The organism is Streptomyces sp. NPDC097129 (assembly GCF_055668065.1).
The window spans coordinates 275384-300764 of the sequence record NZ_JBVOQE010000003.1; the positions used below are offsets into that span (position 1 = coordinate 275384).

A 25381-nucleotide genomic window follows, 5' to 3' on the forward strand; every position below is an offset into this window, starting at 1 on the left:
GACCTCTCCAGACACGAGGAAGGGGGACGTCTCAGCGTCTCAACGTCTCGAGTTCTCAACGTCTCAACGCGTCGAGGGGGAAACTTTTACTGAATCGGCAGTCAGTATTCGGAGGGCGGCCCACCGCTGTCAATGGCCGTGCGTACTGAATGGCGATTCAGTTGGGGAATCAGTTGTGCGGTGCGGTGGGGACAGCGGCCCGAGGGCGCCGAGGTTGCCTGCGGAAGTACTGCGGCGCCAGGAGCGCGCCGGCCACCATCAGCAGCCCGCCGGCCGCGAGCGCGCCCACTCCGATGAGGAAGACGCCGCCGATGTGCCAGCGCGGCCCGAACGGCAGGGTCCAGGACGTGGAGCTGTTGGCCGGGTCCCAGTCGTTCACGAGGCTCCACACGCCGGCCGCGAGCAGCGTCGCTCCGCCCAGCGCGGGCAGGATGACGCGCAGCCAGAGGCCGCCGGCGCCGCGCCGCCTGTCGTCGCGGTGCGCCCAGGCCGACGTCAGGCCGGTGAGGCCGTAGTAGAAGGCGATCATCAGGCCGCACGAGGACACGGCGTCGCCGATGACCTGGCCGTCGGCGAGGAGGTTCATCACGACATAGCAGACGGCTCCGGCGAGCCCGATCGCGACGGTGCCGACGTGCGGACTGGCGTACCGCGGGTGGGTTTTCGCGAAGACGCGCGGCACGGCACCGCGCCGGCCCATCGCGAGAAGGGTGCGTCCGAGGGTGAGCACGGTGGTCTCGGTGGACGCGGCGGCGGAGGACAGCACCATGAGGACGAGCAGGTGCCACAGGAAGGTCCCGACCGCGCCGGTGCCGAAGACGGCCTGCCCGATCCCGGAGAAGACGTCGCCGAAGTTGTCGGGGTTGCCCAGCCCGACCCCGCTCGTGCCGACGCCGGCGAAGGCCAGGGTCGCGACGGTGGCGACCAGGTACAGCGCCAGCAGCACGATCGTGGACCACACCGCCGCCCGGCCGGGGGTGCGGTGCCGGTCGGTGGTCTCCTCGTTGACGGTGACGGCCGTCTCCCAGCCCCAGTAGATGAAGAGCATCAGCACCAGGCCGCTGACGAACGCGCTGGGCGAGGGGATCTCGAACGGGTTGAGCCACGACAGGCTCGGCCGCCGCGCACCGGGGGCGGCGTCCCCGGCGTACACGCGGACGAGGGCGACCACGGAGAACACCACGAGCATGGCGAACTCCAAGAACAGCAGGGCACGTTGGACGGCGGCGGCCACCTCGATGCCGCGGTAGCAGACGGCGGTCATGAGGGCCATCCAGCCCAGCCCCACGGCGAGGACCCACGGGCTGGAGGGATCGGAGCCGATACCGTCCGCGCCGCAGAGGATGAAGACGTACTGCCCCGCGACCTGGGCCAGGCTCGCCATCACCAGGACGAAGGAGGCGATGACGGCCCAGCCGCCCATGAAGCCGACGCGCGGGCCGAGGAAGCGGCCGGCCCAGGTGAAGATCGTGCCGCAGTCCGGCTCCCGGCGGTTGAGGGCGGCGTAACCGAAGGAGACGAACAGGATCGGAACGAAGGCGAGCAGGACGATCACCGGCGCCTGGAAACCGACGAAGGCCACGATGAAGGCCAGTGTGGCGGCGAGGCTGTAGGCGGGTGCGGCCGACGCCACCGACAGGATCAGGCTGGTCGCCATCGACAGTGCGCCGGTCCGCAGGCCGCCGTCGGCGTCCTGGTCCGATGTGGTGCGTGCGGTGGTTGCCATCATCGACCCCCTATCCAGGGTCTCGAGCGGTGAAAGGCCGACGGCTGGGCCGCGCCTTTCGCGACAGTGGGCCCGTTCCGCACGCGGACGCGCCGGAGCGTGGGCCCTTGGGGGGACGCCTTACCGGCCTCGGTCGGAGTGCGCCCGCAGTGGTCAGAATCGCAACGCTGAATGCTGGGTCAATGTTGCGGAAGCAGGCCGTGGTGTCAATCCCGCCGACGACATGGATCGCAAGCATTGACTATTGCGTCAGTCTTGCGCCATGCTCGGCCGCCATGTGGGAAGAGACAGGGATGGACCTGATCGAATCCGAGGTCGTGGTGGTGGGAGCCGGTTATGCCGGGCTCGCCGCGGCGCTGCGGCTGAAGGACGCGGGCGTCGACTGCGCCGTGATCGAGGCCGCCGACCGGGTGGGGGGCCGCGTGCTCAGTGCGTCGGGGCCCGGGGGCCTGACGCTGGATCACGGCGGCCAGTGGGTCGGCCCGACGCAGAAGCATCTGCTCGCCCTCGCCGCACGCTTCGGCTGCGGCACGTTCCCCACCTGGGACGCGGGCAAGCACATCGAGGTGTGGCACGACGGCGCCGCGGTCCCCTATGTCGGGGCGGCGCCGGACGACGGACCGGGCATCACGGAGTACGACCGCGTCACCGCTCTCCTGGACGACCTCGCGCGGACCGTGGACACCGGCGCCCCCTGGCGGACGCCGCGCTTCGAGGAGTTCGACGCCTGCACGGCGGACACCTTCTTCCGGGCGCAGACCACGGACCGGGACGCCCGACGCCGCCTGGCGCTCGCCGTCCAAGGGGTGTGGTGCGCGGAGCCGTACGAGATCTCACTGTTCCACGTGCTGTTCTACATCGCCGCCGCCGGCGGCTATGAGCAGCTGATGGAGACGCGGGGCTGCGCCCAGGACAGCCGCTTCACGGGCGGGGCCGCCGGTCCCGCCCGCGCGGTCGCGGACCTGCTCGGCGAGCGGGTGCGGCTGGGCGAGCCGGTGACCGCGATCGAGTACGACGCCGGCACCGTCCGCGTGCACACGGCGGCGACGGTGGTCGAGGCACGCCGGGCGATCGTGGCGCTTCCCCCGCAGGCGGTCCGCGCCGTCCGTTTCGAGCCCGGACTTCCGCTTAGCCGGGACGGCTGGCTGTCGCACAGCCCGATGGGCCGCGTCGCCAAGGTCCACGCCGTCTACGACACCCCCTTCTGGCGCGCCGTCGGCCTGTCCGGCACGGCCACGCTCTACGACGACGGGCCGGTCGGCGTGGTCTACGACAACTCCCCGCACGCGGGCGCACCCGGCGCGCTCGCCGGATTCGTGTACGGCGACCGGCTCACCCGGTGGGCCGGGCTCGCACCGGAGGAACGCCGCGACGCCGTGCTGGCGAGCTTCACCCGCGTGGTCGGAGAGGCGGCGGCACGGCCTCTCGGCTACACCGAGAAGGTCTGGTCGCAGGACGCCTTCGCCCGCGGCGGATACGAGGCCTACGTCACCCCCGGCGGCTGGACCGGCTACGGCCGGCACGGCTGGCGGGAGCCCACCGGGCCCGTGCACTGGGCGGGCACCGAGACCGCCACGGCCTGGAACGGGTACATCGACGGCGCGATATCCTCGGGCTACCGCGCCGCCGACGACGTCATCGGCTCCCTCACGGCGGACGGCTGAAGGGACCACGCAGCATGACCGCGACTCACGGCCCGGCAGGGGACGCCGAGACCAGGGACCCGACCCTGGCGGACCGGGCGCGGCTGGTCGTGGCGTCGGCTCCGATCAGCCAGCGCGAGTTCGCCGACCGTATCGGCATGGACCCCACGGCACTGTCCAAGGCGCTGCGCGGCAGCCGCCGTCTGAAGGATCACGAGCTCGCGGCCATCGCGCAGGTCGGCAAGGTGTCGCTGCGCTATCTGCGCACCGGTGCGGGACGGCCTCCCGTCCCGCGCGACACCACCGCCGGCGTGAGCCCGCGCCGGCGGGCCGACGCGCTGGACGCCGAAGCACGCCGGGCCCAGATCCTCGAGGCGACCGCCCGCCTCATCGCCCGGCGCGGCTTCCACAAGGTGCGGGTCGCCGACATCGCCCACGCCTGCGGCACCAGCACGGGCACCGTGCACTACCACTTCCCGGCCAAGGACGACGCGCTGCGGGCCGCGCTGCTGTACTACGCCGAGCGCTTCCACACACGTCTGAAGGCCGAGTTCCGCACGGCCGGCAGCACGGTGGAGAAGCTGCGCCGGCTGATCGAGGTGCAGTTGCCGGCCGGCGAGGAGGACGTGGAGGAGTGGTCGGTGTGGGTGCAGTCGTGGAACGAGGCGATCCTCGACCCGACCCTGCGGCCCGGACAGAGCACGGTCTACGCCCGCTGGCGGCAGATCGTGCTCGACCTGGTGCGGGCCTGTCAGCGGGAGGGGATGGCGGCGGGCGCCGACGCGGAGGCCCTGACCGGGCGCTTCACCGGCATGGTCGACGGGCTGGCGATCCAGGTCCTGGCCGGCACGGGCGACATGTCGACGGCCCGGATGCGGGACCTGCTGCTGGACGCGTTCGAGCCGCACATCACGCTGCGCTGACCGGCGCGGGCACGGCACGAGGCCAGGGACCGCCCCGCCGCCCCCGGACGACACCTGCGCTGCCACCTCGTGGACGATAACTCGATGGCCGGGGCGGGCAGTTGTGCAGGAGTATGCCCCACATGACTGAGCGACCCGCGCGATGGACCCAGGCGACCGTCTACCCAGACATGTGGGCGAACCCGGACGACGATCCCCGCAACAGCGAAGGTCCCAGCCCGGACGGTGAGCTGCCGACGCTGCAGGACTTCCTCACGAACTACCGCCTGACCCTGCGCATGAAGTGCGACGGCCTCAGCCCGGAACAACTGGCCCGCCGCTCGGTCCCGCCGTCGACGATGTCCCTGCTCGGCCTGGTCCGGCACCTCGCCGAGGTGGAACGCGACTGGCGCAACTGGATCTCCGAGAGCGACCCCCTGCCCAAGCTGTACGGCAAGCGCGACGCGGACTTCGACGAGGCCGTCGGCGAACAGGCCGTGGCCGACGCCGCGTTCGCCGACCTGGAGCGGGAACAGGCGGCGACCGACGCCGCGCTGGCCGCGTACCCGGACCTGGGCGAGCACGTGGGCAAGGAGCGGATCGCCGTACGGGAACTGCTGGTCCACAGAATCGAGGAGTACGCCCGCCACTGCGGCCACGCGGACCTCCTGCGCGAGTGCGTGGACGGACGGGTGGGGCAGTGAGCGGGTCGCTCCGCTGATCAGATTGCGGGACTGCGGCTGCCCGGGTACGTGAGCGGCGCCACGCCTCAACGCGCCGACAGCGACCAGGCATAGTCTCGGTGCCGTGGTCGACGACAGCGGCGTACGGTTCACCATCCCGCGCGGTGCAACGGGTTTCTTCCGCCGGGAGGACGGCCCGCTCCCGGACACCGACCTGCGTGCGTTCCGCACCGCCCTCCACGCGGCTGCCCGCACCGCGGGAGGCACCGTCGGTCTGATCCGCTCACGAGTCCGGGGGCGGCAGACGCCGCATCACTGCGTACGGCCGCCGCCGGAGGGCGGCGAGCCACATACGGGGGAAGTCACGATGCCCCGCCGCGCCCGGCATGGCCCGTCCCGTGCGGCGCCTCTTCGACCCTGGGCTACCCGGCCGACGGGGAGCACGGCATCACGACCGATGAGTTCCCCCAGGTCCCGCGGCAACGAGGAGCGTGAGCCGTGTGAAGCCGGCCCAGGAATACGTGAGCGCCACCCTGACCGGTGACGCGGTGCGCGGCTGAACCGGGCCGGCATGCCGGCACCGCGGCATCGGCCCCCGCGAACCAGGAGGCGCAGGGTTCCCACTGCGGGGTCCGCGAGGGCCGACTCGCCACTCAGTACCCGCCGTTCCACCCGGTATACCCCAACCAGGTTGTACGTCCTGTTTGTTCTTCCGGTCCGTCAGCGCTCATGGCTGTCCGGCGGGCCGCAAAAAGAGGGTGGGCCGACCCTTTTCGGGTCGACCCACCCCACGGGCGCCATCGCTCATGACGCCGACTGCTTACCGCTCAGGGCGCGCTACCGGTCACCACCGGTACCAGCGGCCCCGGCGGCCGCCACCGGCCGCCGGCCGGACGACGAAACCGAGCAGCCACACCGCGAGCACGATCACCGCGACCCACCACAGGGCCTTGAGCGCGAAGCCCGCACCGAACAGAACCAGAGCCAGTAGAAGAACCAGAAGCAGGGGAACCATTGTCATCAACCTCCTGGCCGTCGTGTGCTCTCATCGCGCCCCGGCAAACACCCGATCGCCGAGTTACTTTCACAGGGTGGAGGGCATACGGGCACGGCGTGCGCGGGGTTCAACGGACGCGGACCTGACCGGTTGAAGCCCGGCGGTGCGCCGAGGAGCCGACGGCATCGTGGCCACCGCCCTTACTGAACTCCGGTTTCCCTTTTGGCGGTTCAGGCACCTGGGACCAGGGTGGGCGGGGACGGGTCGGCTCCGCTTGGGGTGTGGGCGCCGCTGTTGGGGACAGGTGCTCCCAGGGCTCGGGAAATTCCACGAGCGGCAGCCAGGACGGGAGGGATCAGGACGTGGGCGTGGGCGGTGTCGGCGTGCGCGACGATCGACACGGCCGCGACCACACCGCCCCCTGGTCCGTACACCGGTGCCGCGACCGACATGCTGTCCATCGTCACCTGCCGGTCGCTGATGGCGACTCCGGTTTGCCTCACCTCAGCGAGAGCACGCCGTACCTGCGCGGGAGAGCAGAGAGTCCTTTCCGTGTAGCGGGTCAGGGGCAGGCTGAGGACCTGCTCCTGCATCGCAGCGGGAGCGTGCGCGAGGAGCACCAGGCCGACCCCGGTGGGCGGAAGGGAGAATCGGCCGCCTACCCGGGTCAGTACCGGCACGGCTCCTCGTCCGGCAAGCCGCTCCACGTACACGACCGACAGGTCCTCGCGCACGGCCAGTTGCACGTTCTCCCGTGTGAACTGATTCAGGTCCGCCAGGTAGGGCAGAGCCAGCTCGCGCAGCCCCAGGCCACGCGGTGCCAGAGCCGCTATCTCCCAGAGTCTGAGGCCGATGCGGTAGCCGCCGCTGTCCTCCCGCTCCAGCGCGCCCCAGCATGTGAGCTCCTTGACGAGGCGGTACGTAGTGGTCAGAGGCAGGCCGCTGTACCGGGAGATGTCCGTGAGGCGGAGCACTGGGCGGACGCTCGAGAAGGCCTCAAGTACCCGCATGGCCCTTCCCGTGACCGTGGCGGTCGTCCGCTGTCCGTCCTGCATGCGGCTCTCCTCGTCCAACCGGAAGCCGGGTCCGGCGGCTCGCCGCCGGCGTCGCCGCTGATGCCGCTCCCTGGTGCACTCCTGAAGTTAGGCATTTGATGCACGCCCGTCAATAGTTCGTATAACTTCCGCCGTGGATCGTCTGCACCCGGGCGTCCACGAAGGCCCGTGCTACGGGGTGTTCGCGCCCTTCAACGTCCCTTCTGCTTCCGTTATCCGGAAGCGGCGCTTCTTAGATGTGGTGACGGGCGGCACTCTGGCTCTGACCACGCCTCAAGCCGTTCATGTCGCCTCGTTGGAGAGTCATGTCATCACTCCCCCGCAATCAGTGGTACGTCGCCGCGTACGCCCATGAGGTGGGCCGCGAGCTGTTCTCCCGCACGGTGTGCGGGGAGTCGGTTCTGCTGTGGCGTACGGAAGCCGGCCAGGTCACCGCGATGGCCGACCGCTGTGTTCACCGTCGTTTCCCGTTGTCCGAGGCCCCGAGCCGTCTGGTGGGTGACAGCGTCGTCTGCGGCTACCACGGCTTCACCTACGGCGCGGACGGCGTGTGCACGGCGGTCCCGGGCCAGACCCGCGTGCCGCGCACGGCCCGGTTGAACACCTACCCCGTCAAGGAGCAGGACTCCTTCGTATGGGTGTGGATCGGCGACCGAGACAAGGCCGACGAGACCCTGATCCCCCGGAGTCCGTGGCTGGACTCGCCGCGGTACACGACCGTATGCGGCATGGAGCCTCTGGCGGCGCGCTACGGGCTGCTGGTCGACAACCTCATGGACCTCTCCCACGAGACGTATCTGCACGGCGGCTACATCGGCACCCCCGAGGTGGCCCAGACGCCCATCACCACCGAGGTCGACGAGGCAGCCGGCGTCGTCTACGTCAGCCGCCACATGGACGACGCGGAGTGCCCGCCCTTCTATGCCCGGTCCACCGGGATCACCGGGCGCATCACCCGCTGGCAGGACATCGAGTATCACGCCCCGGGCCTCTACCTCCTGCACTCCCGCATCGCCCCCGTCGGCGCACCCGGCCCCGACGCGAACGGCAGCGACCCGCACGCCTTCCATGTCGAGGTCGTGTACGCCATCACCCCCGAGACCGAGCACACCACGCACGACTTCTGGGCCGTGGCCCGCGACTTCGCGCTGGAGGACGAGGAGGTCTCCGACTTCCTCCGGGAGAACAACCGCGCCGTGGTTCTCCAGGACGTCGCGGCCCTGGACAGGCTCGAGCAGGTGATCGCCTCCGAGCCGGCCGGAGTGCAGGAGCTCAGCATCAACATCGACACCGGCGGTCTGGCGGCCCGTCGCATCCTCAAGCGCCTGGCCGAGGCCGGTCCGGAAGCGACGGGCACGACCGAGCGGCAAGCCGTGGCCGCACCATGAGCATGCCCCCCTGCACCCCTGCCGTCATGCTGACCGGTGACACCGTCTACCGCGTCGTCTGGGTCCCCGGCACGGACCGTCTGCGCGGCTGGTGCTGGTGCGGAGCGTGCCACGAGGCCGAGGGCCCGGTCGAGCTGTGGGAGTGGTTGCTCGCCCACCCGACCACCATGTCGACGGCGGATCCGGGGCAGGGAGCGTCCTCCCACCCCCTCCCTGCCGCCGCTCGCCCGGACCGGCCCCGAGATCTGAGAGGACACGAGCCGAGCCATGACCAGCAAGCATGAGGAGGCCGAACTCGACCTGGTGGTCACCCGCAGAACGTCCGAGGCGGACGGCGTCATCGCACTGGAGCTCCGTGATCCCGCAGGCGCGGACCTCCCCGCTTGGACTCCCGGCGCCCACCTCGACCTGCTTCTCGCCCCGGATCTGGTGCGTCAGTACTCTCTGTGCTCCGATCCCGCGGACCGCTCCGTCTGGCGGATCGCCGTCCTGCGCGAGCCGGACAGCCGCGGCGGATCCCGGCGGATCCACGACGAGGTGCGGGAAGAGAGCACCGTACGGGTCCGCGGACCGCGCAACCACTTCCCGCTGGCCGAGGCCGAGCGCTACCTCTTCATCGCCGGAGGTATCGGCATCACGCCGATCATGCCCATGGTCGCCGCAGCGGAGGCGGCCGGTGCGGAGTGGACGCTCACCTATGGTGGCCGCAGCCGAGCCACCATGGCCTTCAGCGACCACCTGACGGCGACCTACGGGAAGCGCGTGGCGCTGCGCCCTGAGGACGAGTACGGCCTCCTTGATCTCGGAACTCTGCTCGATGCCCCGGACGAGGACACCTTGGTCTACTGCTGCGGCCCCGAACCGTTGCTGAAGGCCGTCGAACAGCGCTGTGCGGCGTGGCCGGCCGGGGCACTGCATGTCGAGCGCTTCGCCCCCAAGGAACACCAGGCGCCGGTGCTGGACGGCCCCTTCGAGGTGGAACTCGCCCAGAGCGGTGTCACGGTGACGGTGCCTGCGCAGAAGACGATCCTGCAAGCTGTCGAGGAGGCCGGCGTACACGTCCTGTCCTCCTGCCAGGAGGGCACGTGCGGCACCTGCGAGACTCCCGTCCTGGCCGGGGACGTCGACCATCGGGACTCTCTCCTGACCGCCGAGGAGCAGGCGGCCATGGACACCATGATGATCTGCGTCTCGCGCGCCGCCTGCCCGCGCCTCGTCCTCGACCTCTGACCCCGCGAAGACCGCGGGCCGGGCCTTAGCAGCGGGCCCGGCGCGGTCAGGCAGTCAGACCCGGTCAGGCAGTCAGACCCGGTCAGGCGGTCAGGCCACGGGACCGAGGAACGTCAGTACGGAGGCGTCCTCCTCGATCAGCGGGGCGAGGGCTGTGTTGAACGGGCCGCCGTACGGGGCCTTCAGATGTGCCTGGAAGGCGTCCTCGTCCCGGTATACCTCGAAGATCCAGTAGGCCCGGGGGAACTGGTCGGCCATGATGTGGCCCCAGCCGCCGGAGTTCATGTCGGCGATCTGGATCTGTGCCTTCTTGCCGGCGAGGTCACGGACGTCCCAGGAGTCCCAGTTGAGTGCCTCGTCGTCGTTTCCGGTGGCGTCGCGTACCACCTGCCGTCGACGAGGAGTTCGACGGTGGTGGGGTCGGCCTGGTCGGCGGGGTGGTTGCCGCCGCCGATGAGGAAGTCGACGTAGTCCTTGTCGATGGTGAATTCGGGAGAGGTGAGGCTGCCGGTCGTCGAGTCGCCGTTCAGGAAGGTGTTTGCCAGGCCGTGGCCGAGATAGCCGGTGACCTGCTGCTGGCCGGGCAGGCTGCCGGTGGCCGGTGCGGTGCCGAAGGCGTCTCCGGTCGTCGTCCAGCCGCCGTAGGTGCCGCCTTCGAAGTCGGCGAGGACCGTGCCCTCGGGCAACGGCCCCCGTTCCAGGACGGTGCCGGCCTGGTGCGGGTGCTGTCCGCCGCCGACCTTGAAGTTCAGATAAACAACATCGTCGCGCTGGGCATCGTCATCGAACTCGCCCGCAGCAAACGGAAGGACGTCGCGGTCGTCGCCTTCGACGACGTGGCGCTCGCCGAGGCCCTCGAACCGGCCCTGACCGTCGTCGCCCAGGACCCCGAAGAGATCGGCAGAAGCGCAGCGAGGACCGCCCTCGCGCGCCTGGACGGCGACCGCTCACGCGCCCGCACCATCACCGTCCCCACCCGGCTGATCACCCGAGGCTCGGGCGAGCACCCCGCGGTGACCGCAGGAGGCATGCAGCGGGCGATATGAGGTCCAGCCAGGCGACGGGCCAGGTGCGGCACAAAGCAGTCGTGGAGGCGACGTCCGGTGAGTCGGGGCTTGGGCGTCATTCCGAAGGAATGTGAAACTCGAATTCGGGACGGTCCCACGGCACGGCGGGCGGGTTCGCGAGCGCGGTCCCGGTCCGCACTGCGCCGACGCGGTGGTAGAAGTCCTCGGCGGGAAGATGCGACACGACTTTGACCCGGTCCAGCCCGGCGGCACGCGCTTCGGACTGCATGTGCGCGACGAGCAGTCGTCCAATACCCCGTCCTTGCGCTTCATCGGCCACGAACAGCAGGTCGAGCTCCGGTGGAGCGAGGACGAGCGAGTAGAAACCGAGAACCCGGCCTCCCTGCTCGTCGTCGCCGACGGCTACGAAGGCGCGGTGGGCCTCGATGTAATCAGGGCCGACCCGGTAGCCCGCGACCGCGGCCGCGTACTTACCCTCGTAGGCGCTTGAGCCACGCACGAGCCGCGTGAGCCGTTTGGCATCCCGCGCGACGGCCCTCCGAATGGTGATCGGCCGGCTGGCCGGGGAAGTGCGTGAACTCATCGGGAGAGTATTTCGCACCGGGGAGTGCCTTCGTGCAGCGGGTCCGCTGCTGGGGCAGGCGTTCCTGCACCGCTCGGCGCACTTCGCGGGCCGCCCTTGCCACGGAGGTGACGGTGGGGTGATCCGGGCCGGGATGGTCTCGCGAGGCACCGCCTCGTCGAAGGACAGGTGGACGTCGTCCCCGGTGTCCACAGATTCCACCGGACGGTGGCTGCCGTCGAGCATCCGCTGCTGCACCTGCTGGCGCTGCACCTGCAGGGAGCGCACGCGCGCCCGCAGCACGGCGGCGGTGCCGGCCGGCAACAGGCACTCGGTCTGCTGGTGCCAGGCGTCGACCGAGCCGGACAGCTGGGGGATGACGGGGCCGTCGTTCTGCGGGCTTGCGGTGCTTGAGCCGCTCGTTCGCCGCGGTGTGCCCGGCCTCAGGACTCCCAGCCCGTAGAAGTGTCCATCATCCAGCCGAGTGGGTAGGTTCCGCCGCCTGCCTCCATTGCGGGTGGCTCCCCACCTGCCTCATTGAAGGCGTTCAACGCCTCTACCAGCGCCAGTCGCTCGGTAGGTCGCAGTCGGCGTACGATCCCGGCGATTTCCGCCCGGCGTCGGGCTGTGGCCGTCTCGACGGTTCGCCGTCCTTCGTCGGTGAGCTGCAGCATGGTCTCCCGGCGGTTCGCGGGGTTGGGCTGCCGGTCCGCGAGACCGATCGCGATCAGCCGGTCCACCATGCGCATCGCCGTGGAAGGGGCCACTTCCAGCAGGGCCGCCAGATCGACCAGCTTCGTGGCACCACGACTGAAGAGCACCACCAACATCCGGAACTGCGGCAATGTGACCCGTTCCTCCACCCCGGCAAGCGAGCGCGCCGACACGGCCACCAGCAGCCGAGAGGCGGTCAGCACCGCACGAGTGACCGCATCGACATCGTCCATTTCCCCTGCTGAGGTCTCCCTGTGCGCCATACATCATTTCTACCGTGCCGACATCCCGCCTGGTCCCGCGGTGAGCAAAGCGCCCACTCGCATCATGCGGGCAAAGCACTGTCCGCTTCAGCGGCCAGCTCCATGGCGGTCACCCCACACAGCCGTGCTTGAGCCCAGGCAAAGCAGCCGGCGCGGACGGTCCCGGGCCGGCTGCTCCGCCCCGCGGGAGCGGGCCATCAACGGACTGGTCGCCTTGGAGATCGGCGGTGCCGTGGTCACTTTGGCCCGGTGTGCGTGGCTGTCGGATCGCAGAGTTCTTCAGCCACCTGCTGCGTGGGCGTCCGGTGGATGCGGGACCTGGTCGACCGGCTTCACTTCGCCGCAGCCGGTGCGACCGTCGGTCCCGTCCTGATCGCCGTGTCCGTCGCGCTCACGGGGTCAGTCCGCGAGCGCGACCTACCGCCGACGGGAGGTCCTGGGGTCCGGGATACCGCATCTGCGCTGCTCACAGCGTCGGCCAGCCCGTCACCGGAGGGCGGCCTCGCACCTGTGCCGCACCGCGCCATGGGGGGCTTCCCTTGACGTCTTTTGCATAATGCAAAATAGGGAGAGCGTCGAAGACCACCACACCTGACATCGAGGAGACCGCAGGAGCATGCATACAACCCCCGGACGAGGATCGGCAGCGGGCCCAGCGGGCCCAGGACTGGCGAAGCTGCGCAGCGCCCCATGGGGCCTCATGGTCCTCGCGGTGGTGATCGGCGCCGGAGCGGGCGCGGGATCGATCGTCTTCCGCTGGTGCATCCGGACGTTCACGCTCCTGCTGTCGGGACACGCGGACTACGCTGCCGCGCCCGGCGCCGGTCACCCTCAGCTGCCCTGGTTGGGTCCCTGTTTCGTGCTCTTCGCTCCGGTGGTCGGCGGCCTGCTGTACGGCCCGCTGGTGAACCGCTTCGCCAAGGAGGCGCGCGGCCACGGCGTGCCGGAGGTCATGGTCGCGGTCGCTCAGCGCGGCGGCCGGATCAGCCCCAAGGTCGCCGTGGTGAAGACACTGGCCTCCGCTCTGACCATCGGCTCCGGCGGCTCGGTGGGCCGCGAGGGGCCCATCGTCCAGATAGGCTCCGCTCTCGGCTCCACGCTCGGCCGGGTGACGAAGGCGACCGAAGGCCGAATGAAGCTGCTCGTGGCCTGCGGCGCGGCAGGTGGCATCGCCGCGACCTTCAACGCCCCGCTGGCCGGCGTCTTCTTCGCCATGGAACTCATCCTCGGCACCTTCTCCGCCGAAGCCTTCGGCGCGACGGTCCTGGCCAGCGTGACCGCGAGCGTCATCGGTCGCGCCGCCTTCGGCGACGTGGCCTTCCTGAACCTGCCGGGCTTCCGGGTCGACCACCTCGCCCAGTACGGACTGTTCGCCCTGCTGGGTGTTGTCGCCGCCGCGGTCGGCGTCGGCTTCACCCGTGTGCTGTACCTGATCGAGGATGCCTGCGACTGGGCCTGGCGCGGTCCGGAGTGGCTGCGCCCGGGAGTCGGCGGCCTGGCCCTGGGAGTGGTGCTGCTCCTCCTGCCGGAAATGTACGGCGTCGGTTATCCCGTGCTGGAGAAGGCGACGGAGGGCCACTACGCCGTCACCTTCCTGCTCCTGCTTCTCGTGGGCAAGATGGTGGCAACCAGCCTGACCATCGGCATCGGCGGCTCAGGGGGTGTCTTCGCACCGAGCCTGTTCATCGGGGCGATGCTGGGCGCCGCGTACGGCGCGGGTGTCCACGCGCTGCTTCCCACTTCCGCCGGCCCCACGGGAGCCTATGCACTGGTCGGCATGGGAGCCGTGTTCGCCGGCGCGGCCCGTGCTCCCATCACGGCCGTGGTGATCCTCTTCGAGCTGACCGGCGAGTACTCGATCATCCTGCCGCTGATGCTCGCCATCGTGCTCGCGACGGCCACCAGCCGCCTGCTGTCCCGGGACACGATCTACACGCTCAAGCTGCGACGCCGCGGCATCGACCTGGAGGGCCCCGCGCCCGGCGCCCGGATCGGCGGCCAGCGGGTCGCCGCGGTCATGGAGCCACTGCCGGCTCCGCTGCCCGCGTCCACGCCAGTGGCCGACGCCGCAGACCTGCTCACCCTCTCCGGCCATGGCGCTCTCCCGGTCGTTGACGCGTCCGGCCGTTACATCGGCGTCGTCACCGCACAGAGCGTGGCGGAGAGCCTCGCCGAGGAGCCGGACGGAGTCCCACTGGACGTCGGCCGGCTCGCCGAAGCTCCCCACCCCGTCACCGCCGAGGAACCGCTCGCCCGCGCGCTGCACCACCTGGTCTCCGCGTCCGGGACCGGCGTACCGGTCCTCGACACCGCCGAAGGTTGCCCGGTCGGTTGGCTCAGCCACCAAGGCGCCCTGCGCGCCTTGCACACCCCGTCACCCACGTGATCACTTGGGCAGCGGACGGCAAGCGCCGGACGCCGTCAAGCGCACTGTGCCCACGGACCAGCTCGACGCTCCCCCGCGGCAACCGGCCCCACCCCATGGTCGCCCTCGGCCCGCGCCCGGAACCGACCGTGCGGACCAGCTGACCGCCACCCGCTCCGACGCCCGGCTGGCGACCGGCTGACCAGGGCGCCGACCAGGTCGGCCAGGTCGGCCAGTGGTCCCGTCCAGGACAAAGCCTGGGCCTTGCCGGCGCCCTGGCCGATGAGGATCGCGAGCTTGGTGCCGTCGTCGATGATGTCCGCGGCCTTGCGCAGCTCGTCCGGGTCGGGCAGCACCCGGGACCGGCTCCAGCCGACGCTGGAGTGCCGTACACCCGCTGAACGCCCCACTCGGTCAGGCGCCGCAGGACATAGTCGGCGACTTGGGTCATGGTGTTCTCCATAGCCGAGAGCGCGTTTGGGCACGCCCGGGGGCTGCCTCGGCTCGCAGCACGTAAACCGGGCTGAGCAGGGCATTCGGGCGGCCGATCGGGACGCGGGACGGCAGGGGAACAGAGGACACCTGCGCCGGGGCACGCCCGGCGCCGCGCCGCCGTCCGACACACGACCGTCAGGGTTCGTCCTGGTCGGGATGTCCCGGCATGGCCGGGTGCAGGGCGAGGACGAAGACACCCGCGACGACGGCTGCCAGCCCCGCCGCCTGTGCGGCGAGTGCGCCGGGATGGGTCTGCAGGCGATCGCCGAGGAAGCCGACACCGCAAGCGATGCCCGAGAGGGGCTCTGCGGCTGTGAGCGCGGGCAAGGACATGCGCAGCGGCCCGGCCTCGAAGGCGCTCTGCACCAGCATGAGCCCGGTCAAGGCGAGGGCGACCAACGCGTACGGCTCCCAGCGAGCAAGCAGCGCGGTGAGGCCGCCGGTGCCGTAGACCTCGGTCGACACCCGTGTCAGGGCGTCCTGCAGGCCGTACAGCAGGCCGGCGGCCGTGGCCAGGAGCGGGGGCTCCTCGAAGAGAGGAAGATGCCGCGCGAAGGCGATCAGCACGAGCGCCAGGCCGACCACCAGACCGATCACCAGCCACTGCCGGAGCGGCCCCGCGTCGGCCGGTCCGGCGCTGGGCCGGCCGGCCACGGTGAAGGCGACCACGCCCCCGCCGAGCAGCAGTACTCCCGCCCAGCCCGACCGGCCGAGCCGCTGGCCGCTCAGTCGGCGTGCCAGCGCGAACGCGAACAGCAGGTTGGTCACCAGCAGTGGTTCCACCTGCGACAGCTCGCCCTTGGCCAGTGCGACGACGCTCAGCAGCTGCCCGGCCACCATGCAGCCGATGCCGGCGAGCCAGAGACCGCTGTGGGCCAGATCCCACAGGAGCCGGAAGCGCAGCACATCACCCGCAGGTGCGCGTTCGGCGGCGTGCTGCTGAAGCACGAAGCCGATGCCGAGCAAGCATGCGGCGGTCAACCCGAAGACATAGACCATGAGAGCTACCGTTGTGCCCGCCCGTTCGCCGACAAACCCCGCAGCTTCTGATCAAGGCGCGGTGGGTAACAGATACCCGGTCGCTCCCATAAGCCACTCCTTCAAAGAGATGAAGGCGGGAGCTGTCATGGACAGAGAAAGCGACCGGCGCCGGCGCGTGGGCGCGGATCAGATCGTGGATCCGGCCGGCGAGCACGGCGCGCTCTTCCCATCGCAGGGTCACTCTGCACGGTGATGACGAGAACGCCCCGCTGGAGCGTGTGAGACAGCATGCCTGTGTCCTTTCGTCGCCCGCCCTGGTCGACGATGAGGGGCTCTACCCGCCCAAACGACACGAACCTGCACCAGGAGAACGACACCCTCCGCACCCCTCCCGGAACAGAGCACCACGAGCCTGAACGCTCTCCTCGCCGATCGGGAAAAATCCGCGACCATCACTCATGGCATCCCGGACGCATGGAGCACGGACGCCCCGGGCACCCGCCTCGCCAGGTCAGCCACGCCGAGAACCAGGAGATCCGATGATCCGCAACGCCGTGACCTGCGACCGTGAGAGCTGCCTCGCCCTGTACCTGGACCCCGGGGAGCCGGGGAACGCTCAGTTCGAGGACATGATCTTGGAAGCCGGGTGGGTCCTCCGGCCGGCGGCCGTGGTCCTGCCGGGCTACCCCGCCGCGCCCGACGTCGTCGCGCACCTCTGCCCCGCCTGCGCGGCCGAACGCGGCCCTGTCCTCGAACGCGGATCGTGCCCCACCTGCGCCGGCTCGACCGAAGACCTGGAGGCCGGGTCCACTTGCCACTACTGCCGGAAGGTCGTCCCCCACCTGGCTGACGAATGGTGCTGACCCGCAGACACCAGAACACCCCCGCCGATATCGGCCGCCCTCATGCCGGCGATGCATCCGGGGGCCACAGGGCGCTCGCCATTTGGGCCGGAGACATGGCGCACGACCTGTCCGCGCCGCCCCGGTCGCGGCTGTCGGGCTGTGAATCATGCAGGAACTGGATGCGCGCCATATGGGCACTGGTGCCGGGCACAACCATGGATCCGTCGTCGGCCGCGGGCACCGCCTCACCGGAATGGCGGCTCGGACGGCGTGCCCGTGCTGACCATGCTGCTCCGCATGCGGGAAGAGTGCATGGGTACCGCTACGAAGGTTCCCGGACGCGGCACGATCCGACGCTACGTCAGTAAAGTCAGCAGACTGGACATCCCCGCAGTCAGCGCCGGTTTCCCCGAGGCTTCAGCGGCACCGTCGGCAGCACCGGGGCCGGCAGCGGATCACCGTCGTAGCCCGCCACCTCGCCGAAGCGCCGGCCTTCCATCCAGTCCCGGCGCGCCTGTTCGATGTCCTCCGTCGACCGCCCGATGAAGTTCCACCACATGACGATCTCCTCCTGGAACGGCGGGCCGCCCAGGAGGATGAGGCGGGCCGGTTCGTCCGCGGGGTTGGTCAGGGTGAGGGTCGTGCGGTCGGGCGCCGCGTAACCGAGTTCCGCCGGCTTCAGGGGGGTCCCGTCGAGGACGATCTGTCCGGTGTCGACGAGGACGCCGTGTTCGAAGTCGGGGGCGACGTCGAGCGTGAGCGTGGCGCCGGGGACCACGTGCAGCTCGGCACCGAGCAGCGGGGTGAAGGTGCGCGCCGGGGAGGTGTCCCCGGCGAGGGTGCCGAGGAAGACGCGGGCCTCGCCGCCGTCCAGCGGAACCGGCGCGGGGGCGTAGTGCTGGAAGTCCCGTGCCGTGTCGCGGTGTTCCTCGGGCAGGGCGACCCAGAGCTGCACGCCGTGCAGGGTCGTGGTCGCGGGGGTGGAGACCTCGGAGTGGCAGATGCCGTGGCCGCTCGTCATGAGGTTCAGCTCGCCGGGCCGGACGAAGGCGTGGACGCCGAGGCTGTCGCGGTGTTCGATCTCTCCGCTGAAGAGCCAGCTGACGGTCTGCAGGCCGATGTGGGGGTGCGTGGCGACGTCCATGCCTCCGCTCGAGGCGACGTCGTCGGGCCCGTAGTGGTCGGCGAAGCACCAGGCGCCGATCAGTGTCCGGGCGCGCTGCGGCAGTGTGCGTCGCACTCGCATGGCCCGGGGGCCGCCCAGGGGTACGTCGCGCGGGGTGAGGATCTCGATGTCCGCGGGCGCCGGTCCGTCGGCCTCGCCGCCGCACCGGAGGGCAGCGTGCAGAGCTTCTGTGTTGCTCACCGGTCTGCTCCTGCCCCGAAAAGGAAAGTTCGACTTTCAACATTCATGCGGTGACGATAGGACGTACATCGTAAGATCGCGCGATGAGGGAGATCACGTGGCGGAGACGGTGACGGCGACGACCCGGGGGCGGGTGTTCGTCGACAAGCAGAGCCCTGACGCCTACCGCGCGATGAGCGCCACCGCCGAAGCGGTCCGCAAGGCCGCTGCCGACGCGGGACTGGACCGCGTCCTCGTCGAACTGGTCAACATCCGGGTGTCTCAGCTCAACGCCTGCGCCTTCTGCCTCGACCTGCACACCCGGGCCGCCCTGCGGGCCGGGGAGACCACCCAGCGGCTGGGCGTACTGCCCGCCTGGCGCGACACCGAACTGTTCTCACCGCGCGAACGCGCGGCGCTGGCACTCGCCGAAGCCACCACCCACCCGGCGGACGCCGACGCGCAGAGCACCGCCTACGCCCTCGCCCGTTCCGTCCTGTCCGACGACGAGATCTCGGCCGCCATCTGGGTGGCGATCACCATCAACGCCTTCAACCGGGTCTCCGTCATGAGCAAGCACCCGGTACGGCCGGCACCGCCCCACTGAATCACGTGTCCACCGGCGCCGGCCCACTGAAGGATCGCGCGTCAAGCGTTTCTCGGCCCTGGAGAGCGGCTGACGGGATGTCGGTCGCGGGGAGGGCGTGATGACGAACCCCGTTGTGTGAAGCGGCATTTCGTGCCCTCTTCCACAGGCCCGTACGGTCGGATTCATGGAGTGGAATCTTTCGACGGCCGAACAACTCGTGGCTGCCTTGCGTGCCGGTGAAGTGACCTCGGCGGAACTGACCGACGAAGCGATCGCCCGTATTGAACGGGACGACGAGGCGATCAACGCGATCTGTGTGCCGGACTTCGACCGTGCACGCGCCGCCGCGCGCGGTGCCGACCGGGCGCGTGCCCGCGGTGAGGACCGGCCGCTGCTGGGCATTCCGGTGACGGTCAAGGAGTCGTACGACATTGCGGGGCTGCCCACGACCTGGGGTATGTCGCCGCACCGGAACTTCGTGCCGGCCGAGGACGCGGTGCAGGTGTCGCGGCTCAAGGCCGCGGGCGCGGTGGTGCTCGGCAAGACCAATGTGCCCGTGGGGCTGCAGGACGTGCAGACCTTCAACGAGATCTACGGCACCACCAACAACCCGTGGAACCACCGTCGTACGTCGGGCGGATCCTCCGGTGGTTCGGCGGCGGCCCTGGCGTCCGGATTCGGCGCGCTGTCCATCGGCTCCGACCTCGCCGGTTCGTTGCGCACCCCCGCGCATTTCTGCGGCGTTTACGCGCACAAGCCGACACTCGGGCTGGCGGCGAGCCGCGGCATGGTCCCGCCGCCCGGGCCGGCCCTGCCGGTCGAGCACGACCTCGCCGTCGTCGGTCCGATGGCGCGCACCGCTCGCGACCTCACGCTCCTGCTCGACGTCATGGCCGGACCGGACCCGCTGACGCTCGGTGGGGCGTACCACCTGACGCTGCCGCCGGCGCGCCACGAACGGCTCCGCGACTTCAGGGTCCTGGTCCTCGACGAGCATCCGCTCATTCCGACCGGGTCCGCCGTGCGGGCGGCCGTGGGCCGGGTGGCCGACGCGCTTGTCGACGGCGGTGCTCGCGTCGAGCGGGACAGTCCGCTGCTGCCCGGTCTGACCGAAGCCGCGGTGCTCTACACGAAGTTCCTGTTCTCCGGCTCCGTTGCACGTTTTCCCGTCGAAGCGTACGAGCAGCTGCAGGCCCGCGCCGCCGGACTGAGCGCAGACGATCAGAGTCTCGATGCGGCGCGGCTGCGCGGCATGGTGTTCAGCCACCGCGACTGGATCGAGGCGAACAACCTTCGCGAGCTCCACCGTCATGGCTGGCGGCAGTTCTTCGCCGAGTTCGACGCCGTGGTGTGTCCCATCACGCCCACTCCCGCGTTCCCGCACGACCACAGTCCCGACCTGATGAAGCGTCGGCTCGACATCGACGGTGTCGAGTATCCGTACTTCGACCAGCTCGTCTGGGCCGGTCTGGCCACCCTGCCCGGCCTACCGGCCACCGCTGTACCGGCGGGCCGGTCACCCGAGGGTCTGCCGGTGGGAGTGCAGCTCATCGGTCCGATGTTCGAGGACCGCACCCCGCTGCGGCTGGCCGAATTCCTTGAGCAGGAGATCGGCGGTTTCCAGGCGCCGAAGTAGGGCGTGCCACCCCCTTGTCGCCACACGAGCAGCAACCAGCGTCACTCGAGCACGTTGATGCGCTGCCGGCGCCGCTCGTTCATCCACCCGCATGCTCCCCTTGCGCCCGGATCGCGCCCTTCCCGCAGCCGGGCGGCCGCCCGCACGCTCGGAGCCATGGGGGACGACACCGACCGCATCATCGCTTTATCCGGCCCGGACGGAGAGCGGCAGCGGCCGCCGGGGACGCCGGCGGCCTGGGAGCGGGCGGACCGCGCCCAGGCCGCCCGCGACGGCGCGACCGGCCCCGAGCCGCCCGCCCCTCCCGTGTGTCCCCAGTGCGGTCTGGCGGGTGAGCGTCGCGGCACCTACACCGGGCAGCACGTTCTCCTCGAACCCCGGCTCAGGGTGCCCGCCCACCTCGTTCCCGGGGGTCACCGCTGGCACGTCGACGGCAACGGGGTCGCCTGGAACGGCGGCCTGGACGAGCCGCGCCCCGGTGAGACCTGCCGGATACCGCACCAACTGGCCTGTCCCGGGCTGACGCTGGACGAGATCAGGCCGTGGCGGTGGCTGGCCGCGGTGCGCGACCACAACGCGGCCCTGGCGCAGCAGACGGCCGATGCGGAAGGGTTCCAGGAACGGCTGACCGACGCGGGCTGAGACCGGGCCTCGGTGGATGAACGGGTACGGGTCTCTCAGGTCGTCGCGTTGTAGGTGGCGGCCCAGCCCCCGGAAGTGCGGTCCGCCCTGCTGAAGACGGTCACACCCTTCCTCCCGGCGGAGGGATCGTCGGCCTCCGGCTTCGGGTAGGGCAGCGTGAGTGTGCCGCCGGTGCCGGAGTGCCGTTCGACGCTGTGTCCGTTCCAGAGCGTGACGGTGGTGTTCCGCGGCGCCTGGACCTCGGCATGGTCGAGCCCGGGCGGGGCGGAGACGGTCGTTCCGGTGGTGCGTGCGGCGAGCAGCACGCGGTAGTCGGCGCCGGACAGGCGGCAGCCGCCCGGCGGGGTGGTGCCGGGCCAGTCGGGGGCGTCGATGCCGCGGGCGCGGGCCGCCTTCCACATCTGGGGGACCGAGGCGGCGGCGTGGGCCGGGGTCGCCATCTGCTCGCACATCCACAGCAGGCGGCCCGCGCCCCGCGTCGGCCCCAGCGTCCGCCAGCGGATGCGCAGGGCGAGGTCGGCCGCCACCACCGCGATCCAGGGGTGGAGGGTGCCCATGGGCCCCTGGGCGCCGAGCCAGGCGAGGTAGCGCTGGGCTTCGTCCAGGACGGGGGTCATGGAGTCGGCGGGGATGCCGCGGACGTACGAGGGCCTGCCGCGGAAGGCGCGCGGGACGCGGGCGACGAGGAGGAGCACGGCACGGGCGAGGTCACCGGCGACCGGCTCGGGGTCGTCCTCGTCCTGCGGTGGTTCGCCGTCCTCGTCGTCGGTTCGGCCGAGTTCGCGCAGGACACGGAAGAGTTCCTGCTTGGCCTTCTCGGTGAAGGGGGCCTGCTCCAGGGCCGGGAGCCGCGTGGCGAGGGTGGCGATGAGCGCCTGCTCCGCCTGGCCGGGGTCGTCCGGGATGGGCAACTCCTCCGTGGCAGCGGCCAGTTCGGTGGCGAGGTCCGCCTCCACCATGAAGCGGCTGGTGAGGCGCCCCAGTTCGGTCGCCTGCAGGCTGATCTCGCCGTCGGGTTGGGCGGTGCGGGTCAGGTAGCCGCTGTCGGCGAGGAAATCGGTGGCGTCGTGGAGCGGGTCGAAGGGGTGCTGGCCCTGGTGGAAGGCGAAGGTGCGGGTCCACCACTGCTCGGCGTGGGTCAGGGTGGACAGCCGGGCCTGCACGGCCTCGGCGAGGAGGTGGTCGGGCAGCCGGTCGCGGATCCGTGAGGTGACGGTGTAGCCGGCGGCGAGCCGGGCCTGCCAGTGGTGCCGTTCGGCCGGCGAGGCGAGGAGGTGGGCGTGGCCCTCGCGCTCACCGGCGCCGATGCGTCCGGCCCGGCCGAACATCTGCTGCACCATGGACACTTCGATCCGGTCCAGGCCGATCTGGGTGTCCCGGACGACGACGGCCCGGGCGGGCAGATTGACCCCGGCGGCGACGGTCGAGGTGGCGACGAGGACGTCGGCCTCCCGGGTGCGGAAGGCGTGTTCGGATTCCCGTTTGTGCGGCCAGTCGCGGTAATGGAGGCGCACACCGGCTTTGGTGCACAGGCGTTCCACCACGTCCGTGTCGTCCGGGTCGGCTCCGGTGGTGTCGACGCCGCGGTCGTGCGCCAGCGCGAGCGCGGTGGTGCGGACGGAGCGCTTGCTGCCGCAGAAGACCAGGACGCTGCCTCGGCCGGCGGTGTGGCGGCGGACCAGCGTGACCGTGTGGCGGGTGCGGGCCTTGTTGCGCGTGCCCCAGTCCGCGGCGTCGGCCTCGTCGGACATCAGCGGCAGTTGCCAGGTCAGCCGGGTGGGCCGCCAGGGCGAGCGGATCAGACGCGCGCCGAGCCAGTCGGCCACCTGGTCCGCGTTGGCGACGGTGGCGGACAGCCCGACGATCCGTACCCGGGCGGCGTCCTCGCGCACCCGGGCGAGCAGCGCCTCCAGGACGGGGCCCCGGGTGGGGTCGCCCAGGAGATGGATCTCGTCCACGACGAGGCAGCCGACCTCGGCCAGGGCCGCGCGCAGGGAGCCGGCACGGCAGATCGCCTCGAACTTCTCCGTCGTGGCCACCCACACGTCCGCGTCCCGGATCAGGTCCGCGTCCACGGCGGCCTCGCCGGTCAGCCGGACCACGCGCAGTCCGGCGCGCCGCCAGGGAGCCAGGTCGCGTTCCAGCTCGTCGGTCAGGGAACGCTGCGGCACCAGCCATGCGGCCTTGCGGCCGCGTTCGTGTGCGGTGAGAGACGCCACCATGCCGATCACGGTCTTGCCGGCACCGGTCGGGGCAACGGCCATGATGTGCTCGTCACCGTCCACGACGGCGGGAACCACCGCGGCCTGCACCGGGTTGAACGCCGGATGCGGCAACAGGTTCGCACACTGCTCGGAGACCAGGTCACCGACGGGCACGAAGTCGTCGTCGCCGGTGTCGGGCAGGTCGTCCAGCGCGTCCCACTGGGCGGCGAACGCGTCGCGGGCCGCGTGGGCGGCCGGACCGGCCACGGGTGTCTCGCCCTCCCCCGGCCACGCCGTGAGTTCGGTGGGACTGCCGCCGTCGGAGAGCGTGGTGACGTACTCGCACTCGCTCCAGTGCTCGGCGCTGCGTACGGCCGCCCCCCGCGCGGTCAGCCACTGACGCAGTGCGGCGTACCGCTCGCCGGCCGGCACGATGACCCGTACGTCCTCGGCCGCGCGCAGTGCCGCCTCGGGCGGCCGCCGGCCGGGGTCGGTGATCTTCCCCCACCACAGGGCCCGCGTCTCCTTCTGCGCGGGCAGCGGCAGGTCCTCGGGCCAGTCGGGCTCCGGCCCGGACGGGGCGGCCGGTGAACGGGGTGCGCCGACGACGGTCACCGTGACACCCGGGCCGGGCGGGCGCGGTCCCCTCTCCAGCCCGGCGATCACGCGCGCGGCGGTACGCGCCGTCATCGACGGTGCCGGTCTCGCCCCCGGCACCGTCGCGGGGCGGGAGGGGCGCAGCAGCTTGTCGTACGTCTTCACCCCGAGGTCCGCCAGCGTGAACGCCCGTGGGCAGCGCGGGCAGACCAGGACGACGTACCGGTACTGGCGTCCGCCGGACTCGTACGGCCGGCGCAGGGAGTGCAGTTCGCCTGTGCACTCGGGGCAGGGATGAGGGACGGCTTCCTGGTAGCTCCAGCCGGGTTCCGTGAAGCGTTGCAGCAGCCCCTGCTCCGGCAACGCACCTCCCCAGCGCCGCTCGACCAGCTGAGCCACCGTCAATTCGGCTTCCACCGTGTCCTTTTCCCGCACGCGCATACTCTGGTGCAGGCGGCGCGAATTCGGCAAAGCCCACCGCGCGCTTTTCGCAACACCGGCCAGACGACCGCCCCGCGCCCCATCAGCGGCGCGGGGCGGGCAACGTCGTACGTGGCCGGTCAGCGCACCAGCAGGTCGATCACGCCCGTGAGGTCCTCCTCGCCGCTGCCCTCGGCCAGTCGGCGGCGCATCAGCTCGAAGTAGGGGCTGAGCAGTTCCGGGCTGACACCCTGCTGTTCGGCGGTGCTCAGGAAGGTCGGTGTGCCGGCCACCTGCATGGCAAGGCTGGAGACGACACTCTTGGAGTAGTCGCCGCTGCGCAGCTGGTCGGCGGTATGGTGCACGGCCGGGGCCATCGCGATGAGCCAGTCGGCGAGCAGCGGGGCGAGCGCCGTGGGGTCGATGTCCTCCTTGCGGATCAGGGCGAAGGCGTGCGCGGCACCGGCGAACATCCCGTACATGGCGCTGAGCAGGGCCACGTCGTGCAGGGCCGCGAAGCCCGCGTCCGTGCCGACGTACGTGGTGCCGGCCGGCACGCTCAAGGTCTCCTGGTGCTCCTCGAAGAGCTCGCGCGAGCCGCTGTAGAAGACGTATCCGCCGGCTTCCGGTACGCCGATCATCGGCGGGACGGCCATGATTCCGCCGTCCAGGTAGCGGGCGCCGCGCTCCCGGGCCCATTCGGCGCGGGCGCGGGCCTGGGCGGGGGTGCTGGTGGTCAGGTTGACGAGGTCCTTGCCGGCCAGGTCGGTTTCTTCCAGCACCTCGTCGACGGAGGTGTCGTCCAGCAGACAGACGACGATCAGGGTGCTCGCCGCGACCGCCTCAGCCGCGGTGCCCGCGATTCCGGCGCCCTCGGCGGCGAGTACGGCGGCTCGGGCCGGGGTGCGGTTCCATACGGTGAGCGGGTGGCCGGCGGCCAGCCAGGTGCGGGCCAGCGCGGTACCCATCGCGCCCAGGCCGAGCATCGTGACGGGCGTCTTCTCAACAGTGTTCTGTGTCATGCCGATTAGGCTGGCCACAGGCCCGGAGGAGATCAAGTACGCACTTCGC

The 25381-nt window shown here is 71.0% G+C and carries 21 protein-coding genes and 3 pseudogenes; 12 read left to right on the plus strand and 12 right to left on the minus strand.

Going from position 1 to position 25381, the window contains the following annotated elements:
• Window positions 1-169: 169 nt before the first annotated feature.
• Window positions 170-1726, minus strand: coding sequence for an APC family permease (locus AC0B9F_RS11915; protein ID WP_472001410.1), 1557 nt, complete (start codon window positions 1724-1726; stop codon window positions 170-172).
• Window positions 1727-2019: 293 nt separating this feature from the next.
• Here AC0B9F_RS11915 and AC0B9F_RS11920 point away from each other — a divergent pair, with 293 nt between their 5' ends.
• From AC0B9F_RS11920 to AC0B9F_RS11930, 3 genes are all read left to right on the plus strand, one after another.
• The gene (locus tag AC0B9F_RS11920; RefSeq protein ID WP_472001412.1) at window positions 2020-3390 is read left to right on the plus strand and encodes a flavin monoamine oxidase family protein; all 1371 of its coding nucleotides are present in this window, start codon (window positions 2020-2022) and stop codon (window positions 3388-3390) included.
• 14 nt (window positions 3391-3404) lie between these two features.
• Entirely contained in the window at window positions 3405-4292 is an 888-nt protein-coding gene (locus AC0B9F_RS11925; RefSeq protein WP_472001414.1) for a TetR family transcriptional regulator C-terminal domain-containing protein, read from the plus strand.
• 122 nt (window positions 4293-4414) lie between these two features.
• Window positions 4415-4975: a DinB family protein gene (locus AC0B9F_RS11930; protein ID WP_472001417.1), complete on the plus strand. Its 561-nt coding sequence runs from the start codon at window positions 4415-4417 to the stop codon at window positions 4973-4975.
• Window positions 4976-5798: 823 nt separating this feature from the next.
• Here the strand turns inward: AC0B9F_RS11930 and AC0B9F_RS11935 are convergent.
• Together AC0B9F_RS11935 and AC0B9F_RS11940 are read right to left on the minus strand one after the other, a co-directional pair.
• The gene (locus tag AC0B9F_RS11935) at window positions 5799-5969 is read right to left on the minus strand and encodes a hydrophobic protein (protein WP_361637512.1); all 171 of its coding nucleotides are present in this window, start codon (window positions 5967-5969) and stop codon (window positions 5799-5801) included.
• Between the two features lie 212 nt (window positions 5970-6181).
• On the minus strand, window positions 6182-7006 hold the full coding sequence (locus AC0B9F_RS11940; RefSeq protein WP_472001419.1) for an IclR family transcriptional regulator: 825 nt from the start codon (window positions 7004-7006) through the stop codon (window positions 6182-6184).
• A gap of 305 nt (window positions 7007-7311) precedes the next feature.
• On the opposite strand from AC0B9F_RS11940, the gene AC0B9F_RS11945 reads away from it, so the two are divergent.
• From AC0B9F_RS11945 to AC0B9F_RS11955, 3 genes are read left to right on the plus strand one after another with little or no spacing between them, the layout of a single operon-like run.
• Window positions 7312-8394: an aromatic ring-hydroxylating dioxygenase subunit alpha gene (locus AC0B9F_RS11945; RefSeq protein ID WP_472001421.1), complete on the plus strand. Its 1083-nt coding sequence runs from the start codon at window positions 7312-7314 to the stop codon at window positions 8392-8394.
• Between the two features lie 2 nt (window positions 8395-8396).
• Window positions 8397-8678, plus strand: coding sequence for a hypothetical protein (locus AC0B9F_RS11950; protein ID WP_472001423.1), 282 nt, complete (start codon window positions 8397-8399; stop codon window positions 8676-8678).
• Window positions 8662-9624, plus strand: coding sequence for a PDR/VanB family oxidoreductase (locus AC0B9F_RS11955; RefSeq protein ID WP_472001425.1), 963 nt, complete (start codon window positions 8662-8664; stop codon window positions 9622-9624). Before AC0B9F_RS11950 ends, AC0B9F_RS11955 begins: the two co-directional genes overlap by 17 nt.
• A gap of 90 nt (window positions 9625-9714) precedes the next feature.
• On the opposite strand, the pseudogene AC0B9F_RS11960 reads toward AC0B9F_RS11955, so the two are convergent.
• Window positions 9715-9867, minus strand: a pseudogene (locus AC0B9F_RS11960) (putative quinol monooxygenase); the annotation flags it as partial.
• Between the two features lie 6 nt (window positions 9868-9873).
• Window positions 9874-10382, minus strand: a pseudogene (locus AC0B9F_RS11965) (glycoside hydrolase family 32 protein); the annotation flags it as partial.
• Here AC0B9F_RS11965 and AC0B9F_RS11970 point away from each other — a divergent pair.
• Window positions 10380-10670, plus strand: a pseudogene (locus AC0B9F_RS11970) (substrate-binding domain-containing protein); the annotation flags it as partial. The pseudogenes AC0B9F_RS11965 and AC0B9F_RS11970 overlap by 3 nt on opposite strands.
• A 76-nt stretch (window positions 10671-10746) precedes the next feature.
• Here the strand turns inward: AC0B9F_RS11970 and AC0B9F_RS11975 are convergent.
• Together AC0B9F_RS11975 and AC0B9F_RS11980 are read right to left on the minus strand one after the other, a co-directional pair.
• Entirely contained in the window at window positions 10747-11235 is a 489-nt protein-coding gene (locus tag AC0B9F_RS11975) for a GNAT family N-acetyltransferase (RefSeq protein ID WP_472001427.1), read from the minus strand.
• Window positions 11236-11657: 422 nt separating this feature from the next.
• Window positions 11658-12161 (minus strand): MarR family winged helix-turn-helix transcriptional regulator, encoded by a 504-nt coding sequence (locus AC0B9F_RS11980; protein WP_472001429.1) that lies wholly within the window; start codon window positions 12159-12161, stop codon window positions 11658-11660.
• Window positions 12162-12891: 730 nt separating this feature from the next.
• On the opposite strand from AC0B9F_RS11980, the gene AC0B9F_RS11985 reads away from it, so the two are divergent.
• Window positions 12892-14577 (plus strand): chloride channel protein, encoded by a 1686-nt coding sequence (locus tag AC0B9F_RS11985; protein WP_472002121.1) that lies wholly within the window; start codon window positions 12892-12894, stop codon window positions 14575-14577.
• A 35-nt stretch (window positions 14578-14612) separates the two neighbouring features.
• Here AC0B9F_RS11985 and AC0B9F_RS11990 read toward each other — a convergent pair whose 3' ends face one another.
• Together AC0B9F_RS11990 and AC0B9F_RS11995 are read right to left on the minus strand one after the other, a co-directional pair.
• Window positions 14613-14966 (minus strand): hypothetical protein, encoded by a 354-nt coding sequence (locus AC0B9F_RS11990; RefSeq protein WP_472001431.1) that lies wholly within the window; start codon window positions 14964-14966, stop codon window positions 14613-14615.
• Between the two features lie 220 nt (window positions 14967-15186).
• Window positions 15187-16050: a DMT family transporter gene (locus AC0B9F_RS11995; RefSeq protein ID WP_472001434.1), complete on the minus strand. Its 864-nt coding sequence runs from the start codon at window positions 16048-16050 to the stop codon at window positions 15187-15189.
• A gap of 521 nt (window positions 16051-16571) precedes the next feature.
• Here AC0B9F_RS11995 and AC0B9F_RS12000 point away from each other — a divergent pair.
• On the plus strand, window positions 16572-16895 hold the full coding sequence (locus AC0B9F_RS12000; protein ID WP_472001436.1) for a hypothetical protein: 324 nt from the start codon (window positions 16572-16574) through the stop codon (window positions 16893-16895).
• A 376-nt stretch (window positions 16896-17271) separates the two neighbouring features.
• On the opposite strand, the gene AC0B9F_RS12005 is transcribed toward AC0B9F_RS12000, so the two are convergent.
• Window positions 17272-18243, minus strand: a complete 972-nt coding sequence (locus tag AC0B9F_RS12005) for a pirin family protein (protein ID WP_472001438.1) — start codon at window positions 18241-18243, stop codon at window positions 17272-17274.
• Between the two features lie 97 nt (window positions 18244-18340).
• Here AC0B9F_RS12005 and AC0B9F_RS12010 point away from each other — a divergent pair, with 97 nt between their 5' ends.
• The 3 genes from AC0B9F_RS12010 to AC0B9F_RS12020 all read left to right on the plus strand — a co-directional run bounded on the left by AC0B9F_RS12010 (window position 18341) and on the right by AC0B9F_RS12020 (window position 21089).
• Window positions 18341-18829, plus strand: a complete 489-nt coding sequence (locus AC0B9F_RS12010) for a carboxymuconolactone decarboxylase family protein (protein WP_472001440.1) — start codon at window positions 18341-18343, stop codon at window positions 18827-18829.
• A gap of 166 nt (window positions 18830-18995) precedes the next feature.
• The gene (locus tag AC0B9F_RS12015; RefSeq protein ID WP_472001442.1) at window positions 18996-20447 is read left to right on the plus strand and encodes an amidase; all 1452 of its coding nucleotides are present in this window, start codon (window positions 18996-18998) and stop codon (window positions 20445-20447) included.
• Window positions 20448-20603: 156 nt separating this feature from the next.
• Complete coding sequence (locus AC0B9F_RS12020; protein WP_472001444.1) at window positions 20604-21089, plus strand: DUF6083 domain-containing protein; 486 nt, start codon at window positions 20604-20606, stop codon at window positions 21087-21089.
• 35 nt (window positions 21090-21124) lie between these two features.
• Here the strand turns inward: AC0B9F_RS12020 and AC0B9F_RS12025 are convergent, their stop codons facing one another.
• Both AC0B9F_RS12025 and AC0B9F_RS12030 read right to left on the minus strand, forming a co-directional pair.
• Window positions 21125-24325, minus strand: coding sequence for a DEAD/DEAH box helicase (locus tag AC0B9F_RS12025; protein ID WP_472001446.1), 3201 nt, complete (start codon window positions 24323-24325; stop codon window positions 21125-21127).
• Window positions 24326-24450: 125 nt separating this feature from the next.
• The gene (locus AC0B9F_RS12030; protein WP_472001448.1) at window positions 24451-25332 is read right to left on the minus strand and encodes an NAD(P)-dependent oxidoreductase; all 882 of its coding nucleotides are present in this window, start codon (window positions 25330-25332) and stop codon (window positions 24451-24453) included.
• Window positions 25333-25381: the final 49 nt, after the last annotated feature.